The 16,339-nt window shown below is 69.1% G+C and carries 15 protein-coding genes and 1 pseudogene; 6 read left to right on the top strand and 10 right to left on the bottom strand.

Translation table 11 applies throughout. From position 1 onward, the window contains the following. The 3 genes from AB0M95_RS24310 to AB0M95_RS24300 all read right to left on the bottom strand — a co-directional run. On the bottom strand, positions 1–246 hold a 246-nt coding region (locus AB0M95_RS24310), incomplete at its 3' end, for a carboxylesterase family protein (protein WP_363768675.1). A gap of 183 nt (positions 247–429) precedes the next feature. Further along, on the bottom strand, positions 430–654 hold the full coding sequence (locus AB0M95_RS24305) for a DUF397 domain-containing protein (RefSeq protein ID WP_363768664.1): 225 nt from the start codon (positions 652–654) through the stop codon (positions 430–432). Continuing rightward, complete coding sequence (locus tag AB0M95_RS24300) at positions 636–1,484, bottom strand: helix-turn-helix transcriptional regulator (protein WP_363768661.1); 849 nt, start codon at positions 1,482–1,484, stop codon at positions 636–638. Before AB0M95_RS24300 ends, AB0M95_RS24305 begins: the two co-directional genes overlap by 19 nt. 353 nt (positions 1,485–1,837) lie before the next feature. Between AB0M95_RS24300 and AB0M95_RS24295 the strand changes: the two genes are divergently transcribed. The 3 genes and pseudogenes from AB0M95_RS24295 to AB0M95_RS24285 form a co-directional block, all read left to right on the top strand. Next, a complete protein-coding gene (locus AB0M95_RS24295) occupies positions 1,838–2,014 on the top strand; it encodes a hypothetical protein (RefSeq protein WP_363768658.1) in 177 nt (58 codons plus the stop codon). Next, on the top strand, positions 2,011–2,463 hold the full coding sequence (locus AB0M95_RS24290) for an ATP-binding protein (protein WP_363768655.1): 453 nt from the start codon (positions 2,011–2,013) through the stop codon (positions 2,461–2,463). The genes AB0M95_RS24295 and AB0M95_RS24290 overlap by 4 nt, the downstream gene beginning before the upstream one ends. Positions 2,464–3,056: 593 nt before the next feature. Continuing rightward, positions 3,057–3,428 (top strand): annotated as a pseudogene (locus AB0M95_RS24285) (PDZ domain-containing protein); the annotation flags it as partial. A 96-nt stretch (positions 3,429–3,524) separates the two neighbouring features. Here the strand turns inward: AB0M95_RS24285 and AB0M95_RS24280 are convergent. The 5 genes from AB0M95_RS24280 to AB0M95_RS24260 all read right to left on the bottom strand — a co-directional run bounded on the left by AB0M95_RS24280 (position 3,525) and on the right by AB0M95_RS24260 (position 9,713). Next, positions 3,525–3,629, bottom strand: a complete 105-nt coding sequence (locus tag AB0M95_RS24280; protein ID WP_363768672.1) for a hypothetical protein — start codon at positions 3,627–3,629, stop codon at positions 3,525–3,527. 15 nt (positions 3,630–3,644) lie between these two features. After that, the gene (locus tag AB0M95_RS24275; protein ID WP_363768669.1) at positions 3,645–3,710 is read right to left on the bottom strand and encodes a hypothetical protein; all 66 of its coding nucleotides are present in this window, start codon (positions 3,708–3,710) and stop codon (positions 3,645–3,647) included. Positions 3,711–3,848: 138 nt separating this feature from the next. Next, complete coding sequence (locus tag AB0M95_RS24270; protein ID WP_363768652.1) at positions 3,849–5,936, bottom strand: ComEC/Rec2 family competence protein; 2,088 nt, start codon at positions 5,934–5,936, stop codon at positions 3,849–3,851. Between the two features lie 585 nt (positions 5,937–6,521). Further along, the gene (locus tag AB0M95_RS24265) at positions 6,522–7,760 is read right to left on the bottom strand and encodes a ComEA family DNA-binding protein (RefSeq protein ID WP_363768649.1); all 1,239 of its coding nucleotides are present in this window, start codon (positions 7,758–7,760) and stop codon (positions 6,522–6,524) included. A 744-nt stretch (positions 7,761–8,504) separates the two neighbouring features. Further along, positions 8,505–9,713, bottom strand: coding sequence for an amidohydrolase family protein (locus AB0M95_RS24260; RefSeq protein ID WP_363768646.1), 1,209 nt, complete (start codon positions 9,711–9,713; stop codon positions 8,505–8,507). A 628-nt stretch (positions 9,714–10,341) separates the two neighbouring features. Between AB0M95_RS24260 and AB0M95_RS24255 the strand changes: the two genes are divergently transcribed. Then, positions 10,342–10,530 (top strand): hypothetical protein, encoded by a 189-nt coding sequence (locus tag AB0M95_RS24255; RefSeq protein ID WP_363768644.1) that lies wholly within the window; start codon positions 10,342–10,344, stop codon positions 10,528–10,530. A gap of 214 nt (positions 10,531–10,744) precedes the next feature. On the opposite strand, the gene hflX is transcribed toward AB0M95_RS24255, so the two are convergent. Both hflX and AB0M95_RS24245 read right to left on the bottom strand, forming a co-directional pair. Continuing rightward, entirely contained in the window at positions 10,745–12,154 is a 1,410-nt protein-coding gene (hflX, locus tag AB0M95_RS24250; RefSeq protein WP_363768641.1) for a GTPase HflX, read from the bottom strand. Between the two features lie 201 nt (positions 12,155–12,355). Next, positions 12,356–13,048 (bottom strand): DUF4097 family beta strand repeat-containing protein, encoded by a 693-nt coding sequence (locus AB0M95_RS24245; RefSeq protein ID WP_363768638.1) that lies wholly within the window; start codon positions 13,046–13,048, stop codon positions 12,356–12,358. A 173-nt stretch (positions 13,049–13,221) separates the two neighbouring features. Between AB0M95_RS24245 and aceB the strand changes: the two genes are divergently transcribed. Continuing rightward, on the top strand, positions 13,222–14,811 hold the full coding sequence (gene aceB / locus AB0M95_RS24240; protein ID WP_363768635.1) for a malate synthase A: 1,590 nt from the start codon (positions 13,222–13,224) through the stop codon (positions 14,809–14,811). Beyond that, positions 14,808–16,271, top strand: coding sequence for an FAD-linked oxidase C-terminal domain-containing protein (locus AB0M95_RS24235; RefSeq protein WP_363768632.1), 1,464 nt, complete (start codon positions 14,808–14,810; stop codon positions 16,269–16,271). The genes aceB and AB0M95_RS24235 overlap by 4 nt, the downstream gene beginning before the upstream one ends. Positions 16,272–16,339 lie beyond the last annotated feature (68 nt).

Genomic DNA, 16,339 nt, shown 5'->3' with positions numbered 1-16,339 from the left:
CGGCTGCGGCGCGGCGAACCGGAGGGCGCCGACCGGCGGCTCGGCGAACGGGATGCCGCGGAAGACCGCCAGGCCCGCCTCCCTGCCGCCGCGCAAGACTCCGGCCGCCGTGCGGACTTCCGGCTCGGACTCGGACGGCTTGCTCGATGCGGTGACAGCCACTTCGCGGTCTCCTCTCCGTTCCTGCCCGGCCGAGCATCCCAGCGCGCGCCATCGGCGGGCAAACCATTTAGGGGCAACCCACATGAGCCTCAAACTCGGTGCCCTGGTCGCGCAGCGTCGGCGTTTCAGCACCGGCCTGTTCCCGGATGAAGCGTTGAGCGGCCGGCCGAAGTTCGCGTGGCGCGGCATAAAGGTAGAGCCCTCGTTCATAGCGAGGGCTCTACTCTTACGGCTGTTCACGGTGCTCGGCGGGCCAAAGGGCCGAGCCTAGATGCCTAGCCCTCCGGCCTTGACGGCGTTCACGAACGTCGACCACTCGCCCGGAGCGACGACGAGTACCGGTCCCGCGAGGTTCTTGCTGTCCCTGACTCCGACGACTTCTCGGAGATTCGACGCCACCTCAACGCAGTTGCCGCCGCTGTTACCGCTGCGGGAGCTCTTCCTCCACACGGCCGCGGAGAGTTCGGTCGAGGTCACGTGCTTTGCGTCCATAGACCCACTGCTTCCTTGATCAGTTCGAGCGATTCACCCGGACGGTACGCCTGCGCTCGTATGGTGTCATACCGACCCACGATCACGGATACGACTTCGGCATCCGCCGACACCTCGCCCGTCCCTGCGGACTCTACGGACACCGTGGTCGGCGCGTCCGCCATTTCCGCGATCGCGAACCCGGACATCAGACCGTCCGTACAGGGATTGTCGAAGGGAACGAACTGCACGGTGACATGGCGACGGCTCGCAATGGCGGCAAGGTGCGCGAATTGTTCCCGCATAATCTCCGGCCTACCTATAGGACGCCGTAGCACCCATTCGTCGATCAACACCCACAGGACAGGCGGATCATCTCTATCCAGGATGAGGCTTCGCTGCATCCGGGCCCGAACCTGCTCTTCCACCTCACGCTCCGACGTCGCCAGGTGGCCACGGAAGACGGCCCGCGCGTACTCCTCCGTCTGGAGCAGGCCAGGAATCAGGAGCGGGTCCCACGTACGCAGGGTCACGGCCCGAGGTTCGATCTCTTCCTGCCAGCGCAGAAACCACTCCGGCCCGGACGGGGACTCCGCGACCTGACGGTACAACCGCACAAAACGTTTGCTTTCCGACAGACCGAACGCGCGATCGCATCCTTCCGCAAAGTCGAGTTGCGGCTTGCGATTGCCTGTTTCGATATGTCCGATAAGCGACGGCGAGCAGCCGAGCCGCTCAGCCAATCGGGCCTGCGAGAGCCCCTTTTCTTTCCGACATCGGACCAGCTCACGGCCGAAACGCTGGGCCGGAGACATCCGCGGGTCAAGATCAGCCATCGTGGTCGCCTCCACCTAGCTCCTCACGCTCTGCCGACTCACGACTACAGATTAATGACAATCTCTACATCGCGCGGGGTTATTGGTAGTCGACCGTCGAGACTTTTTCAGCTCGAATTACCCGCCCTAACAGGCATCCTGGGCTGCGTCAAATGTGCCACCAAGAAAGATCGCGACAGTAGCACGACAATCTCCCCACACCGATGGAGTCCGAAATGACAGGCCGCAGCCTAAAACGTCCCCAATCTCCTGGAACCGTCGCCACGTCCGGCAACGGACAGCGGGTTACCAGAACGACAAGGGAACAGCAGTATCAGTACCTCGTCCGACTCGCCTGGGGACTGAACAGGCGGGGGCTGCGGGCGGTGGTGGATCTTCCCCTTAAGAGCGAGCCGGTGCTGGTGGTGCCTCGGGAGGGCGGAGCGCTGCGGGTCATGGCGTTCTCACACAAGGGGGCCTGGGTTTACACCTGGGGCAGGGGCCAGGGGCAGCGGGTCCAGGTGTCGGCGGACGCGGCGGACCGCATCTGGGAGGTCGCCCAATGACGACGATCGAACTCCTCGGGAAGGCCGACCTTCTCGGAACCCCCGGCTCGATCATGCTCGCGCGGATGTACGTACGCGAAGTCCTGCTGAGGGCCGGACACTCGGCCGTGGACGACATCGTGCTCATCGCGGGTGAGGTCGTCGCGAACGCGATCAAGCACTCACGGTCGGGCAGCAGGCCCGGCGGCGTGGTCAACCTGATGGTGTACGCGGACGCCCGGACGGTACGGGTCGAAGTCGCCGACGAGGGCTCGTCCGACACGATCCCGCAGATCCCCGCCCAGACCGACCCTCTGAGCGAGAGCGGCCGAGGCCTGTGGCTGGTCCGCGAACTGTCATCAGCCTGGGGCTGGCAGCAGAACGACACGGGCCACACGGCGTGGTTCGAGGTCTCCACGCCGAGCACTCCACCGGAAGACTCTGCCATCAAGGCGCAGGAAGGTACGTGAGCCCATACCGGCTCATCGGTAGTGGAACCGAGGAAGCGCCGGCGGATGAGACGCCGGTCGCACGCCAGGGTCCTCTGCGAGGAGGGCGAAGGGCGGATTCGTGATCCTTACTAAAAGGGAAACGTGGTTACTGGACCCCGGAAATGGCATCGCCGCAGGTCAGGGCTTCGAAATTGTCCAGTAGCATAGTTTCTCATTAGTAGCCTTCGGGATATGGCAAAAGGCAGGCGGCGGTGGTCGCGTATCGCCCTCCGATCCGCAGGAGCGTGCGGGTGTGCACCGTGCTCGCCGTGGGCGCCGCCCTGCTTACAGCCGGAGGCGTCTCCGCCGCCGCCGAGAGTTCAGCGACCTTGATCGCACAGCAGGCATGGTCTCTGCCTCCGCAGCAGAACGTCCCCGATCTGGACGTCCCCGGCCTCCCGCAAACCGTCACCTATCCGCCGGACGGCAAGCGCCGCTTCCACCAAAGCTCAGTGACCATCCAAGCTCCGCCCAACACCCGTATCACCAGCGTGAACCTGCGCTGCTCCCGGGCCTGCCCGGTCACCATCGCTCCCGACGGCAAGTCAGCCACCGGCTCGCTCAATGTCAACATGTGGGACTTCCTCTACCCCTACGACGTGGAGGTGGTCGCCGACGCCAACGTGCCACTGGCACGCGGCCAGTTCAGCGGCACCTTCACCCTCGACGGCGACACCCAGCCGCTCACCGTGAACTTCAAGCCCGGCGTCCAGGCCGTCGTGGCGGCCAACCTCAGGAACACCAACCCCAAGGGCGGCGGCGTCCGCGTAATCTCCGTCGACCCCGGCAGCAAGGCCGACATATCCGGGCTGCAACCAGGTGACCTCATTATCGACATAGCGGGAACTCCAACTCCGACCGTCAACGATCTGGACACATTCCTGGACCAAAAGCGGGCCGGCACCACCTATCCGGTAACCGTCAAGCGTGGCGGCACCACCGTTACCCTGCAGCTCCCTTGGACAGCTAGAACACCGAAGACCCCATCCAGAGAGGCCGTACCCCCTGTGCGGGTACGGCCGAGATCGCGCAGCCGGCTTTCAGACGACCAGGACCCGCCGCCCGCGCGTGTGACCCGCTGCGCTGTCGATGTGCACCGCCGCGGCCTGGTCGAGCGGGTAGCTCTTTTCGACCGGGATGCGCACGGCGCCGGGTCCCGCTCACACCGTGATGACGACCTTGCCCGCCGCATGGCCTTTCTCCTGGTAGGAGACGGCCGTGGGGATGTCCTCGAAACCGTAGGGGCGGTCGATGACAGGGGTGATTGACGATCACGCGGGCCTACGCGGTCAAGCGCTGACCGTGCGCCGGGCGGCACGGCCTCGCACCCGGATCATCGTCCTGATGCTCGCCGGACATCGAAGTCAGGGTGGGCCGGGGCCAGCGGAGCGAGGGACGACGGACAGGTGGCCGTTCTCGGTGATGATGGCCAGGTCGCTTTGGGTGTCGGTGCGGTAGATGCGCATGCCGAGGGTGCGCAGGCGGGTGAGGGTCAGGGGCGCGGGATGGCCGTAGTCGTTGTCTTTCCCCACGCTGATCAGGGCGGCGCCGGCTCCCGTGGCGGCCAGGAAGGCGGGCGCCTGTCTGGCGGACCCGTGGTGGGGGACCTTGATTATCTGGGCCTTCGGGATGCCTTGCCGCAGGAGTGCGTCCTGGGCCTCGATCTCGACGTCCCCGCAGAGCAACGCGGAGCCGGCCGCCCAGCGGGCGTGCAGGACGACGCTCGCATTGTTCGCCATCGACCCCTCCCCCGGCCCGGCCGAGACCGCTTCCTCCGGCGGGCCGAGGACGGCCAGCGTGACCGGGCCGAAGCTCCATGTCATGCCCGGCGAGGCGACCCATTCGGGAACCCGTCGGCCTCTCAGGTCGGCGGAGACCCGCGCGCTCTCCTGGCGTGGCTGCTCGCCCGGGCTGACCAGCACCGCGCCCACCTGGCGTCCCCGAAATACCCCGTCGAGCCCGCCGACGTGATCGAAGTGGGGATGCGTGAGGATCAGCAACGGCACCTGTTGGACGCCCAGGTCTCGGAGGCACCTGTCCACGAGCGCCGGGTCGGGGCCCGCGTCGATGACCACCGCCCGCGCCGCCCCGGCGGCGAGGACGAGCGCGTCCCCCTGACCGACATCGCAGGTCACCAGCAGCCAGCCTCGGGGCGGCCACGAGGCCACGACGGGACGCACCACCAGTGCGGCGACGAGCACACCGGCCGCGACGGCGCACACGACGAGACGCCAGGCGGCGCGTCGGAGGACGAACCAGCACGTGAGGGCCGTGACGACGAGCAGGAGGAGGCCTATCGCCCCTCCCGGCCAGGACACGGTGGCCGCAGGGAGGCCGGCGGCCTGGCGTGCCACCCAGATGATCCAGCCGACGGCGTATCCGGCGGGCATGACCAGCCACCTCGCCGCCGCGTCGCTCATCGGCGCCACCACCGCGGCCGCGAAGCCCAGAACCGTCGCCGGAGGCACGGCCGGGCCCGCCAGGAGGTTGGCCGGGATCGCCACCGGCTCGAGCACGCCGGACATCAGGACGAGCAACGGCGTGACCGCCGCCTGTGCCGCGCAGGGCACGGCTACCGCCTCGGCGACCACGAACGGCATTCGCCGCGCCATACGGTCACGCCAGCGAGGGGCGAGCATCAGGATGCCCCCTGTGGCGAACACCGACAATGCGAAGCCGTACTCTCGCGCCAGCCCGGGGTCGAAAAGGATGAGTACGAGCACCGTCCCCGAGAGGGCGGCCAGGCCGTCCCGCGATCGCCCCGTTCCGAGCGCCACGGCCGCCACCGACCCCATGACCAGAGCGCGCAGGACGCTGGGCGATGGGCGGGCGACGACGGCGAAGCACAGCATGCCGACGATGGCGAGAGCCGCCCTGACGGCGAGCGGCAGCCCGGCCACCCTGCCCAGCGCGATCACCGCCCCGGCGATAACCGCCAAATTCGCGCCGGAAACCGCCGTTAAGTGACTGAGTCCCGCCGTCGTGAGGTCGCGTTTCACCTGTTCGTCCATGAGCGAGAGGTCGCCGACCACCAAGCCCGGAAGCAGGCCGCGTTCGCCCGGCGGGAGGACGCCCGCTGCTTCTCTCAGCCCCGCGCGCAGGTCGGCCGCGAGGCGCTGAGGCGTGGACGGTCCGCTCAGGACCTTCGGCGGGGTGGCCACCAGAAGCACGGCGGCCGTGAGAGTGCCCGGCTCGGCCGGGCCAAGCCTGCCCTGGACTCGGACGCGCTGGCTGGGAAGGAGCGTGCTCCATCCTGGTCCGTTGGCGAACACGACGATTGGCGTATTCGTCCTGAATGTGACCCCAGTAGCATCCTCCAGCACCTCGACCGAGCCTTCCACGATCACCCGATCGCGCCGGACCGTCCCCCGGCGACCGGTCAGGATCTTCGGATCGTCGGTGAGCGTGACCTCGACCGTCACCGGAGCCCGCCTGCTGGCCAGTTCGGCCACCGGCCCACTGCCGACCGCGTAAACGCGCAGCCCAACGGCCGCTGCCGCAGCCAGAACACATCCGAAAACGGCGACCCAGGCATTGACCCACCGGCACGGGCGACCAGGCCGCCCGGCCTTGTCCCTCCCAACTTCCGGTCGGCTCCCTCCCCATCTGTACCGACATCCGGCCATGACCACGGTCACGGCCAGGGCCACTGCCGCGACCAGCGCCGTGACGAGGCTCGTCCCCGCGGAGCAGGTCAGAAGAACGAGCGATGTGACCCACACGGCGAGAGCAGGCGCCACCAGCCGCAAATCGCCGATCCGTCGTCCTGTGTCCTCCTGTTCTGAGCTCACGGAAGGGCCGGACTCCTGCCCGGCCTCTGCGGAGCCCACGCGCAGACGCCTCCCTGACGCTGCGAAGAACTCAGCCCACCGACTCACGCCGCACCACTCCCCGAACCCCCAAAGTCACCGAAACCCCTGAACGCCCCCACGACGTCTGTCCTTGCGATCGACATGAACCCCAGCACCACCTACCAGCCCGCCGACGCACCGGATCTTCAACAGCGCCCACCAGCCCTGCCGACAGGAGGTCGGGGTTCATACGCGGACCTTGTCGCGGAGGTCGGCGAACTTTCGCTCGCCGATGCCTGTCACCTCGCGGAGCTGGGCGACGCTGCGGAACCCGGCGTGGGATTGGCGGTACTCCACGATGCGGGCGGCGAGGACTTCGCCGACGCCGGGGAGTGTCTCCAACTGGCTCGGAGTGGCGGTGTTGAGGTCGAGCACTTCGACCGGCGCCTCGCCCACACCGGGAATCGGCGCCGGAGCCGTCACGATCGTGGCGCCGGCCGGGGCTCCCACGACGATCTGCTCGCCGTCGACGAGCTTTCTGGCGAGATTGAGCGCACCTGTCTCGCCCGACCGGGCCCCGCCGGCGGCCTTCACCGCGTCGGCGACCCGCGACCCGCTCGGGAGCGTCACGATGCCCGGCTTCTTGACCTTTCCGGTGACATGGACGATCACATGCGCGGCGAGGGACGGAATGGTCGATACGCCGGAGAGTGCGGGTTGGGGGCTTCCCGCCGAGAGCCCTGACCTGGCCGGAAGCCCTGACGCACCCGTGGGAGGCCTCGACGCACCCGTGGGGAGTTCGGAAGCCGCGACAGGGAGCGGTGGGCTCACCGGTTCGGCGGCCGGGCGTGAGCGCCAGACCTGGATACCGCCGATGAGTGCCGCCAGCAACCCCAGAACCACCAGCACACGCAGACCCGGACGACCCGGATCCAGAAGTGGCCCGCACTGGGCCAGGACGTCGCTCACCCGCGTGCGCAACGACCGGAAGGGCAGCGGCTCCGAACGCAGACGAACCGAGGGAGCGTAGTCTCTGGCGTCTCTGGCGTCTCTGGCGTTCCTCACCTTGCCGGGCTCGTCAAGATCCCCCGGCTCGCCCGTGACCCACCTATGGCCGGACTCCTCTCGGTCGCCGCTCCAGGGATCCGCGACGGCCGCCCGCACGTCCTCGTCGTCCGATCGCGAGTCGGCGCGACGCACGCGGGCGAACACACCGGTCTCATCGGCCGTCGAAGGGGACTTGTCGCGGGATCGCAAGTCGGCCCTGCGTACGCGAACGTACTCACCACCCTCATCGACAGGCATGGCATCGTCGTAGCCCGGCCCCAGGTCCGCTCGGCGTACGCGAACGTACTTACCGGCCTCGTCTACAGGCGCGGCGTTGTCGTGGGCCGGCCCCGGACCTGGTCGCCGTAGTGGAACGTATCTGCCGGACGCAGTCGTGTCCTGGTGGTGTGGGTCGTGTGTGCCGGGCGGGTGTTCCATGTCCTCCCCTGCGGATGTCGGACGTGCAGCACTGACGTGCGGACGTGGGTGCCATGGCCCGGCGAGAGGAGTCAGCGCGCGGAGCCGGGACTCACCGGCTTCGCGTTCGGAGGGCCTGCTGGCTGTTCGCACGAGCGGGACGTTATTCGGGCGAGCGGGCCGGCCGTCGCGCCGAACGCGGTTCTGTGGATAACCGCACTCGGCCTGCACATGACGGCACTAGGGGGCTGGGCAAGACGGCCAGCGCCCTGTGCGGCACATACCTCGACACTTCACTTGATGTTGACGACAGCGGTAAAGCGGTCCGATAAGGGACTATCAGTTACTCAGCGTGCATAACCTCGCGTTCGGGGGGAGTCTGGCTTCTATCCCCGACCTATTCGTAGAGTCTTGATCGATTCCGCTCCGGTACGTACAGGAAGCGTCGTCTGGGGGCTCTCGGGGCGCTGCGGTCGGGGGTCGATGGTGGGATAGGCAGGGGTGCTAGGGGGTGGCTCGGGCGAACTAGGGGTGATCGCAACCTGCGAGGTGGTGTACCGCGACGTCGACCGGCGCGTCGTCGGCCGCCCGTACGGCCGGTTCCTCCAGCCGGGCGATCGCCCGCCCGGCCGTACCTTCTCCAGGAAGGCGATCGTGCCCTCGGAGATGTGCAGCAGCGGTTTGATCGAGAGCCGCGAGGTTACCGGACGAACGAAAAGGTATCGGCAGCGTCACCCGTGAGCCGAGGGCCGGCGGTGCCCACGGTTACTGGACGGGGGTGCCGCCGCGCCAGACGCGGCGGGGCTTCAGGCCGAAGCCCCAGGCGAAGGCACCCTCGTGGTCGGCGTCCCACTGGACGATGTCGGCGAGGCGGCCCGGGGCGAGGACGCCGCGGTCCGGAGCGCCGAGCACGGTGGCGCCGCCGAGGGTGGCGGCCCGCAGGGCGTCGCCGACGCTGATGCCGAACGCGGCGACCGCGAGGCTGATGACCAGCGACATCGAGGTGATACCGCAGTGGCCGGGGTTGTGGTCGCTGCCGAGGGCGACCGTGACGCCTTGGGCGAGCATGCGGCGGACCGGCGGCAGGTTGCCCTGCTGAAGGGCCGTTCCGGGGCAGACCACCGCAGGGACGCCGTACCGCCCGAGCAGGGCGATGTCCTCGTCTGAGGTGTTGTAGAGCAGGTCGGCCGAGGCGCAGCCGAGCTCGGCGGCGAGTTGGACGGCGCCGCGCCGCTTATGGGCGCCGGCGTGGATGCGCGGCAGCAGGCCGACGTTGCGGCCGGAGGCGAGCACCCAGCGGGCCTCGTCGGTGGTGAAGTGACCTTCGTCGCAGTAGACGTCGACGCTGTCGGCGCCGGCCGCGGCGGCGTCGGCGCACCAGGAGCCGACGGCCTCGACGTAGTCGCGCTGGCGGCCGAAGTACTCCGGCGGGACGACGTGGGCGGCGAGGAACGTGACGTGCACCCGCGGCATCATCGGCTCTTTCTCGAGCTCGCGGAGCAGCCGGACGTCGGCCAGCTCGCCATCGCGGGTGAGGTGGTAGCCGGTCTTGGCCTCGACGGTCGTGGTGCCGTTGAGCAGCCAGTCGCGCAGGCGCTCGCGCACGCCGTTGCACAACGTCCACGGGTCGGTGCCGCGGGTGACCGTGACGGTGGAGCCGATGCCGCCGCCCGCCGCGGTGATGGCGCTCGGCGTGGAGCCGCCGGAGCGCATGGCCAGCTCGGCGTAGCGGTTGCCCGCGTACACCGGATGCGTGTGCGCGTCGATGAGGCCCGGCGTCACGAGGGAGCCGCCGAGGTTCTCGACGTGGTCGACGTCGACGATGTCGTCGACGACACCGGGGACGCTCTGCGGCAGGTCGGCCGCCCTGCCGACCCAGGCGATCCGGTCGTTGTGCACGAGGATCGCGGCGTTGCTGCAGACGTCGTTGCCGGTCCAGAGCCGGCCGATGTTGGTGAGGAGCCGCACCGTCATGGCATCACCACCCGGTTTTTGGCCACCGGAGAAGCCTCCGGGGCGGCCGTGGGAGCGTCCGGGGACGCGAACCGGACCCAGCGCGAGCCGGGCGCCGCGCCCGCTGGGTCCGCTCCGTTTCCGGACGTCATTGGGGGGTCTCCTGATCTCATCCGCACGAGGTGGTGCGATGACGGTACCGTCCGGATCACGGCCGGGCGATTTCAGTTCAGTTACGTTATTTCACAGGTCGGCTCGCTGTACAGGCTTATTGAGAAGAACACCGGTTCGTCATCGCCTGCGTCAGGTCGGCGACCTTCACAGCCCCGCGCGTCGATATCTGCTCAAGGGTCACGCCTGGTGTCGACCTAGCCTCCGCTGCACCAGCAGTCACACGCGTCATCATGCGAAACCAACGCCAGAATGTCTCGTCAGGGTTTCCATATCGTAGCAATATTCAAGCCTCGCGGGCCACAGCGGTTTTCCTGCGCCGATGCGAGGTTTTCCCTGAAACATGGGCGTTCCGGCACGCTTTGCCCTGATCATCCGGATTTAGACCAAATGTCCCATATGCCCGAAAGAAGAAATGATCTTGGGTGCAAACCGAGTGTAGCCTCTCCAGAGAACACCGTCTTCGCTCGTCACGTGGGTGGACCCGGGAGCTGTCCTGACCGTCCAGGAGAATACCAGCAGGCGACACGACGAGCGGCTGCTACGCGAGAACGAGGACCGCGTCCTCGGCCGCGGGGTCGAGATCTCCAACGAGCCGCTCCTCGGCCGCGTGAACACAGCCGACACCCGCAGGGAGGTCCACGAGATCTACCGTGCCTTCCTGTAGTCGCTCGAACGGTCCGAGGCCGGCTCCGAGCTCGCGGCCTGCTCGCCGAACCGTCCCACAGCCGCGCAGGTGTTCCGCGACCGCCTGATCGACCGCTTCGGGGCCTGGGAGGACGACGTGGCGGTCGTCGCCCTCCGGCGGGCGGGCCTCGAAACCGGCTCAGCGGACGCCCTGAAACCGGCTCGGAGGGCTTCCCGAAACCGGTTCAGAGAGCTCAGAGAACGGTCTCGACGGGCTTGGCCGTGCGGTCCAGCTCGTGGAACAGCCCGGCCGGGACGCGGGCCCTCAGGATCGTGCCGTCGGCGGTGTGGTCGATCGACAGCACCTCGCCCTCCTTGTGCGCCCGGGAGACCAGGTCCCCGCGGTCGTACGGCACGAGCATGTGGACCTCGTGGTCGAGGTGCGGCAGCTCCCGCTCGATCACGGCGAGCAGCTCGTCGATGCCGGCCCCGGTTCGGGCGGACACCACCACGCTGTGCCGCTCGCGGGTGGCCAGCCTGGCCAGGACCACCGGGTCGGCGGCGTCGGCCTTGTTGACCACCACGATCTCGGGGATGCCGCCGACGCCGTCGAGGTCGGACAGGACCTCGCGGACGGCGGCGAGCTGCGACTCCGGATCGGGGTGCGAGCCGTCCACGACGTGGAGGATCAGATCGGCGTCGCCGACCTCCTCCAGCGTGGACCTGAACGCCTCGACGAGCTGGTGCGGCAGGTGCCGGACGAACCCGACGGTGTCGGCGATCGTGAACAGCCTGCCGTCGGGCGTGCGGGACTGGCGGACGGTCGGGTCCAGGGTGGCGAACAGCGCGTCCTCGACCAGGACCCCCGCGCCCGTCAGCCGGTTGAGCAGGGACGACTTGCCCGCGTTGGTGTACCCGGCGATGGCCACCGAGGGCACCTCGCGCCGCGTCCTGCGCGCCCGCATGGTATCGCGGGCGGTCGACATGCCGCCGATCTGCCGGCGCAGCTTGGCCATGCGCTCGCGGATGCGGCGCCGGTCCAGCTCGATCTTCGTCTCACCGGGGCCGCGGCCGCCGATGCCCACGCCGCCCGCGGCGCGTCCGCCGACCTGGCGGGACAGGTTGCCGCCCCAGCCGCGCAGGCGCGGGAGCAGGTAGCTGAGCTGGGCCAGCTCGACCTGCGCCTTGCCCTCGCGGCTCTTGGCGTGCTGGGCGAAGATGTCGAGGATCAGTGCCGTGCGGTCGATGACCTTGACCTTGACGACCTCTTCGAGCTGCCGTAGCTGGCCGGGAGTGAGTTCGCCGTCGCAGATCACGGTGTCGGCGCCGCTGGAGGCCACGATGTCGCGCAGTTCCACGGCCTTGCCGGATCCGATGTAGGTGGCGGAGTCGGGGCGCTGACGCCTCTGAATGAGGCCCTCCAGAACCTGGGACCCGGCCGTCTCGGCGAGGAGCTTCAGCTCCTGCAGGGAGTTCTCCGCGTCGACGACGGTACCTCCGGTCCACACCCCGACCAGGACCACCCGCTCCAGGCGGAGCTGGCGGTATTCGACTTCGGTGACGTCCTGGAGCTCGGTCGACAGTCCGGCGACCCGCCGGAGCGCCTGCCTCTCTTCGAGCTCGTAGTCGCCGACGGCGAGGTCTTCGTAGGACTCGTTGTACATATACGTCTTCTCTGTGGTTATGGTCGCGCTCCTCGGCGCTCGTGGGGCTCACCGTTACGCACAGTTCAACACGGGGACCCCGTTGTTGTCTTCCCCTCCGATCGTGCCACGATGACCACGGGGATTCACCTGGTTATCGGCAGCGATCTACCACAAACCAGGACTTTCTGGGGCCACCCCCGAACGGCCCCCAGGTCCTTGTCATGCCTTGAGCACCTTGGCGTCGCCCGACCCGGTCCGCACGATGATCCGGCGCGGGGACGCCGCGTCGTTGGCGACCTCCAGCGTGTGGGAGCCGGAGCCGGTGTCCAGGGTCACGTGGTAGCTCTCCTGCGGCACGTGGACGACGCCGTCGCCCGAGCCGGTGTCCACCTCGACGTTCTCCGGCACGGTGGCGAAGCGCAGTTCCACGTTCCCCGAACCCGTCTCGGCCACGGCACGGGCGGCGCCGAGGCCGCGTCCGTCGATGATGCCCGAGCCGGTCTTGGCCTCCAGTTTCCCGGTCACCGAGCGCAGGGTGATGTCGCCCGAGCCGGTCTCCAGCCGGACGTCGACGCCGCTCGGGATCTCGATCTTGTAGTCGATGTCGCATCCCCAGTCGCCGTGGCATTCGTGGTCGAGCGTGAGGGTGCCGTCGCGGAGCGGGTGCGAGGTGGCCGGCTTGGTGCTCTTCCAGTGCAGGGTCTCGGTCACGCGCACGCCGGACCGCTCGGACCCGGTCACCACGATGGCGCCCGAGTCGCTGTCCACGCGCAGGGCGCCGACGTCGCCGGTCACGTCGTACGTCTGGACGGCCTGCTCGCTCGGGCCGGCGATGTTCCGCAGGCCGCATCCGGTGAGCAGTAGTCCCACGCCGAGCACGGTCCCGGCGGCCATCACGAACCTCTTCGTCATGGTTCATAGGGTGGCCGTCCGGCGTGGCCCCCGCCCATCGGGGAAGGCCCCGAGAGAGCCCTTAGCGATCCCTCAGGGGCACCCGGCGTTGACCCCTGAGTCGGCGTTCAAGTAGCGTCGATTCCATAATCCAGAAGAATTTTTCCGCATCCTGGAAATATGAGAGGACGGCCATGGACGGCGTTGAGATCACAGGCCCCCGGCTGGACCGCTTCGACGAGATCCTCACCCCCGAGGCCCTCACGTTCGTGGCCACCCTGCAGCGCGAGTTCGACGGCAGGCGGCGCGAGCTGCTGGACGCCCGGCAGGCCCGCCAGGCCGAGCTGTCCGCCGGCGGCACGCTGGACTTCCTCCCGGAGACCAAGGCCGTCCGCGAGGACGACACCTGGCGCGTCGCGCCCCCCGCCCCCGGCCTGGTCGACCGCCGCGTCGAGATCACCGGCCCGGTCGACCGGAAGATGACCATCAACGCGCTCAACTCCGGCGCCAAGGTCTGGCTCGCCGACTTCGAGGACGCCAACTCCCCGCTGTGGGAGAACGTCGTGAACGGCCAGCTCAACCTGCGCGACGCGCTCGACCGCACGATCGACTTCGAGTCCGGCGGCAAGCGGTACGCGCTGCGGCCCGACGACGAGCTCGCCACCGTCGTCGTGCGCCCCCGCGGCTGGCACCTCACCGAGAAGCACGTGCTCGTGGACGGCGAGCCGTTCTCGGCCTCGATCTTCGACTTCGGCCTCTACTTCTTCCACTGCGCGCGGCGGCAGATCGACAAGGGACGCGGGCCGTACTTCTACCTGCCCAAGATGGAGTCCCACCTGGAGGCGCGCCTCTGGAACGACGTGTTCACCCGCGCCCAGGAACTGCTCGGCATCCCCCACGGCACGATCCGGGCGACCGTGCTCATCGAGACCTACCCGGCCGCGTTCGAGATGGAGGAGATCCTCTACGAGCTGCGCGCCCACTCGGCGGGCCTCAACGCCGGCCGCTGGGACTACCTGTTCAGCGTGATCAAGAAGTTCCGCACCCGGGGCCGGGAGTTCCTGCTGCCCGAGCGCAACGCGGTGACGATGACCGCCCCCTTCATGCGCGCCTACACCGAGTTGCTGGTGCGCACCTGCCACAAGCGCGGCGCGCACGCGATCGGCGGCATGGCGGCCTTCATCCCCTCCCGCCGCGACCCCGAGGTCAACAAGGTCGCCTTGGAGAAGGTGCGGGCGGACAAGACCCGCGAGTCCGGCGACGGCTTCGACGGCTCGTGGGTCGCCCACCCCGACCTGGTCCCGATCTGCCGGGAGGTGTTCGACTCCGTCCTCGGCGAGGAGCCCAACCAGCTCGCCCGGCTCCGCGAGGACGTCTCGGTGTCGGCGGGCGACCTGCTCGCGGTGTCCAAGACGCCCGGCGACATCACCGAGGCGGGCCTGCACAACAACGTGGACGTCGCGCTGCGCTACCTGGCGGCGTGGATGGGGGGCAGCGGCGCGGTCGGCATCCACAACCTGATGGAGGACGCGGCCACGGCCGAGATCTCCCGGTCGCAGATCTGGCAGTGGATCCACAACGGCATCGCGCTCACCGGCTCCGGCGAGGTCGTGACCCGCGAGATGGTCGAGGGCGTCATCGCCGAGGAGCTCGAGAAGATCCGCGAGGAGCCGGGCTTCGACGAGACCCTGTACGGGCAGGCCGCCGCGCTGTTCAAGGAGGTCGCGCTGGACGACGACTTCGCCGAGTTCCTCACCCTTCCCGCCTACGCCCGCATGCCATGACCCCCGCCCGGGCCGATCTGTCCGGCCTGTCCGACCGCCTCCTGGCGATCCTCGGCCCGCGGGGCGTGATCACCGACCCGGTGCGCCTGCGCACGTACGAGTGCGACGGGCTGACCTACCACCGGGCCACCCCGGCCGTCGTCGTGCTGCCGGAGACGGCCGAGCAGGTCGCGGCGGTGGTCCGGGCGTGCCACGAGACCGGCACTCCGTTCGTCGCGCGCGGCTCGGGCACCGGCCTGTCCGGCGGAGCCCTGCCGCGCAGCGACGGCGTGCTGATCGTCACCTCGCGCATGCGCCGCATCCTGGAGATCGACATCGAGAACCGGCGGGCCGTGGTCGAACCCGGGGTGACCAACCTGGCGATCACCGAGGCGGCCCGCCCGTACGGGTACTACTACGCGCCCGACCCCTCCAGCCAGCAGATCTGCTCGATCGGGGGCAACGTCGCCGAGAACTCCGGCGGCGCGCACTGCCTGAAGTACGGGTTCACGGTCAACCACGTGCTCGCCGTCGAACTGGTGACCCCCGAGGGCGAGATCGTCCTGCTGGACGCCATGGACCCCGGGTACGACCTGCTCGGCGCGTTCATCGGCTCGGAGGGCACGCTCGGCATCGCGACGAAGATCACGGTACGGCTGTCGCGCGAGCCCGAGACGGTGACGACGCTGCTCGCCGCCTTCCCGGACGTCGAGACCGGCGGGGTGGCGGTGTCGGCGATCATCGGCGCGGGCATCGTCCCCTCGGCGATCGAGATGATGGACGCGCTGGCCATCGAGGCCGCCGAGGCCGCGGTGCGCTGCGACTACCCGCCCGGGGCGGGGGCCGTGCTGATCGTCGAGCTGGACGGGCCGCACGCCGAGGTCGCGCACGAGTTCGCCCGGGTGGACGCCATCTGCCGCGAGAGCGGGGCCTTCGCGGTGCGCGTCGCCGACGACCCGGCGCGGCGCGCGGCGATCTGGAAGGGCCGCAAGTCGGCGTTCGCGGCCGTCGGGCGCATCAGCCCCGCCTACCTCGTGCAGGACGGCGTGGTGCCGAGGACGGCGCTGCCGGCCGTGCTGGCGAGCATCGAGCGGCTGTCCGCGCGGTACGGCATCCGCGTGGCCAACGTCTTCCACGCCGGGGACGGCAACCTGCACCCGCTGGTGCTGTTCGACGACGCGGAGGAGGGCGCGGGCGAGCGGGCCGAGCGGGTCTCCAGCGAGATCCTCGACCTGTGCCTGGAATACGGCGGGTCGATCACCGGCGAGCACGGGGTGGGCGTCGACAAGTCGCGCTATATGCCGAAGATGTTCACGGAGGAGGACTTGGACACCATGCAGCTCGTCCGCTGCGCCTTCGACCCCCGCAACCTGTCCAATCCGGGCAAGATCTTCCCCACGCCCCGGCTGTGCGGCGAGGCGCCCGGGGTGCGCAAGGGCGTCCATCCCCTGGTGGCGTCCGGAGAGGCGGACCTGTTCTGATGCCCTCCCACCTCCCCCCGCCCGATCCCGCGTCACAGCGCCACCGTCCCCGACGCCCCTGCCCTGCG

It is taken from the genome of Sphaerisporangium sp. NPDC051017 (assembly GCF_040683095.1).
GTDB lineage: Bacteria > Actinomycetota > Actinomycetes > Streptosporangiales > Streptosporangiaceae > Sphaerisporangium.
Note: the sequence above shows the minus strand (reverse complement) of the source record. Positions and strands in the feature narration are given on the sequence as shown.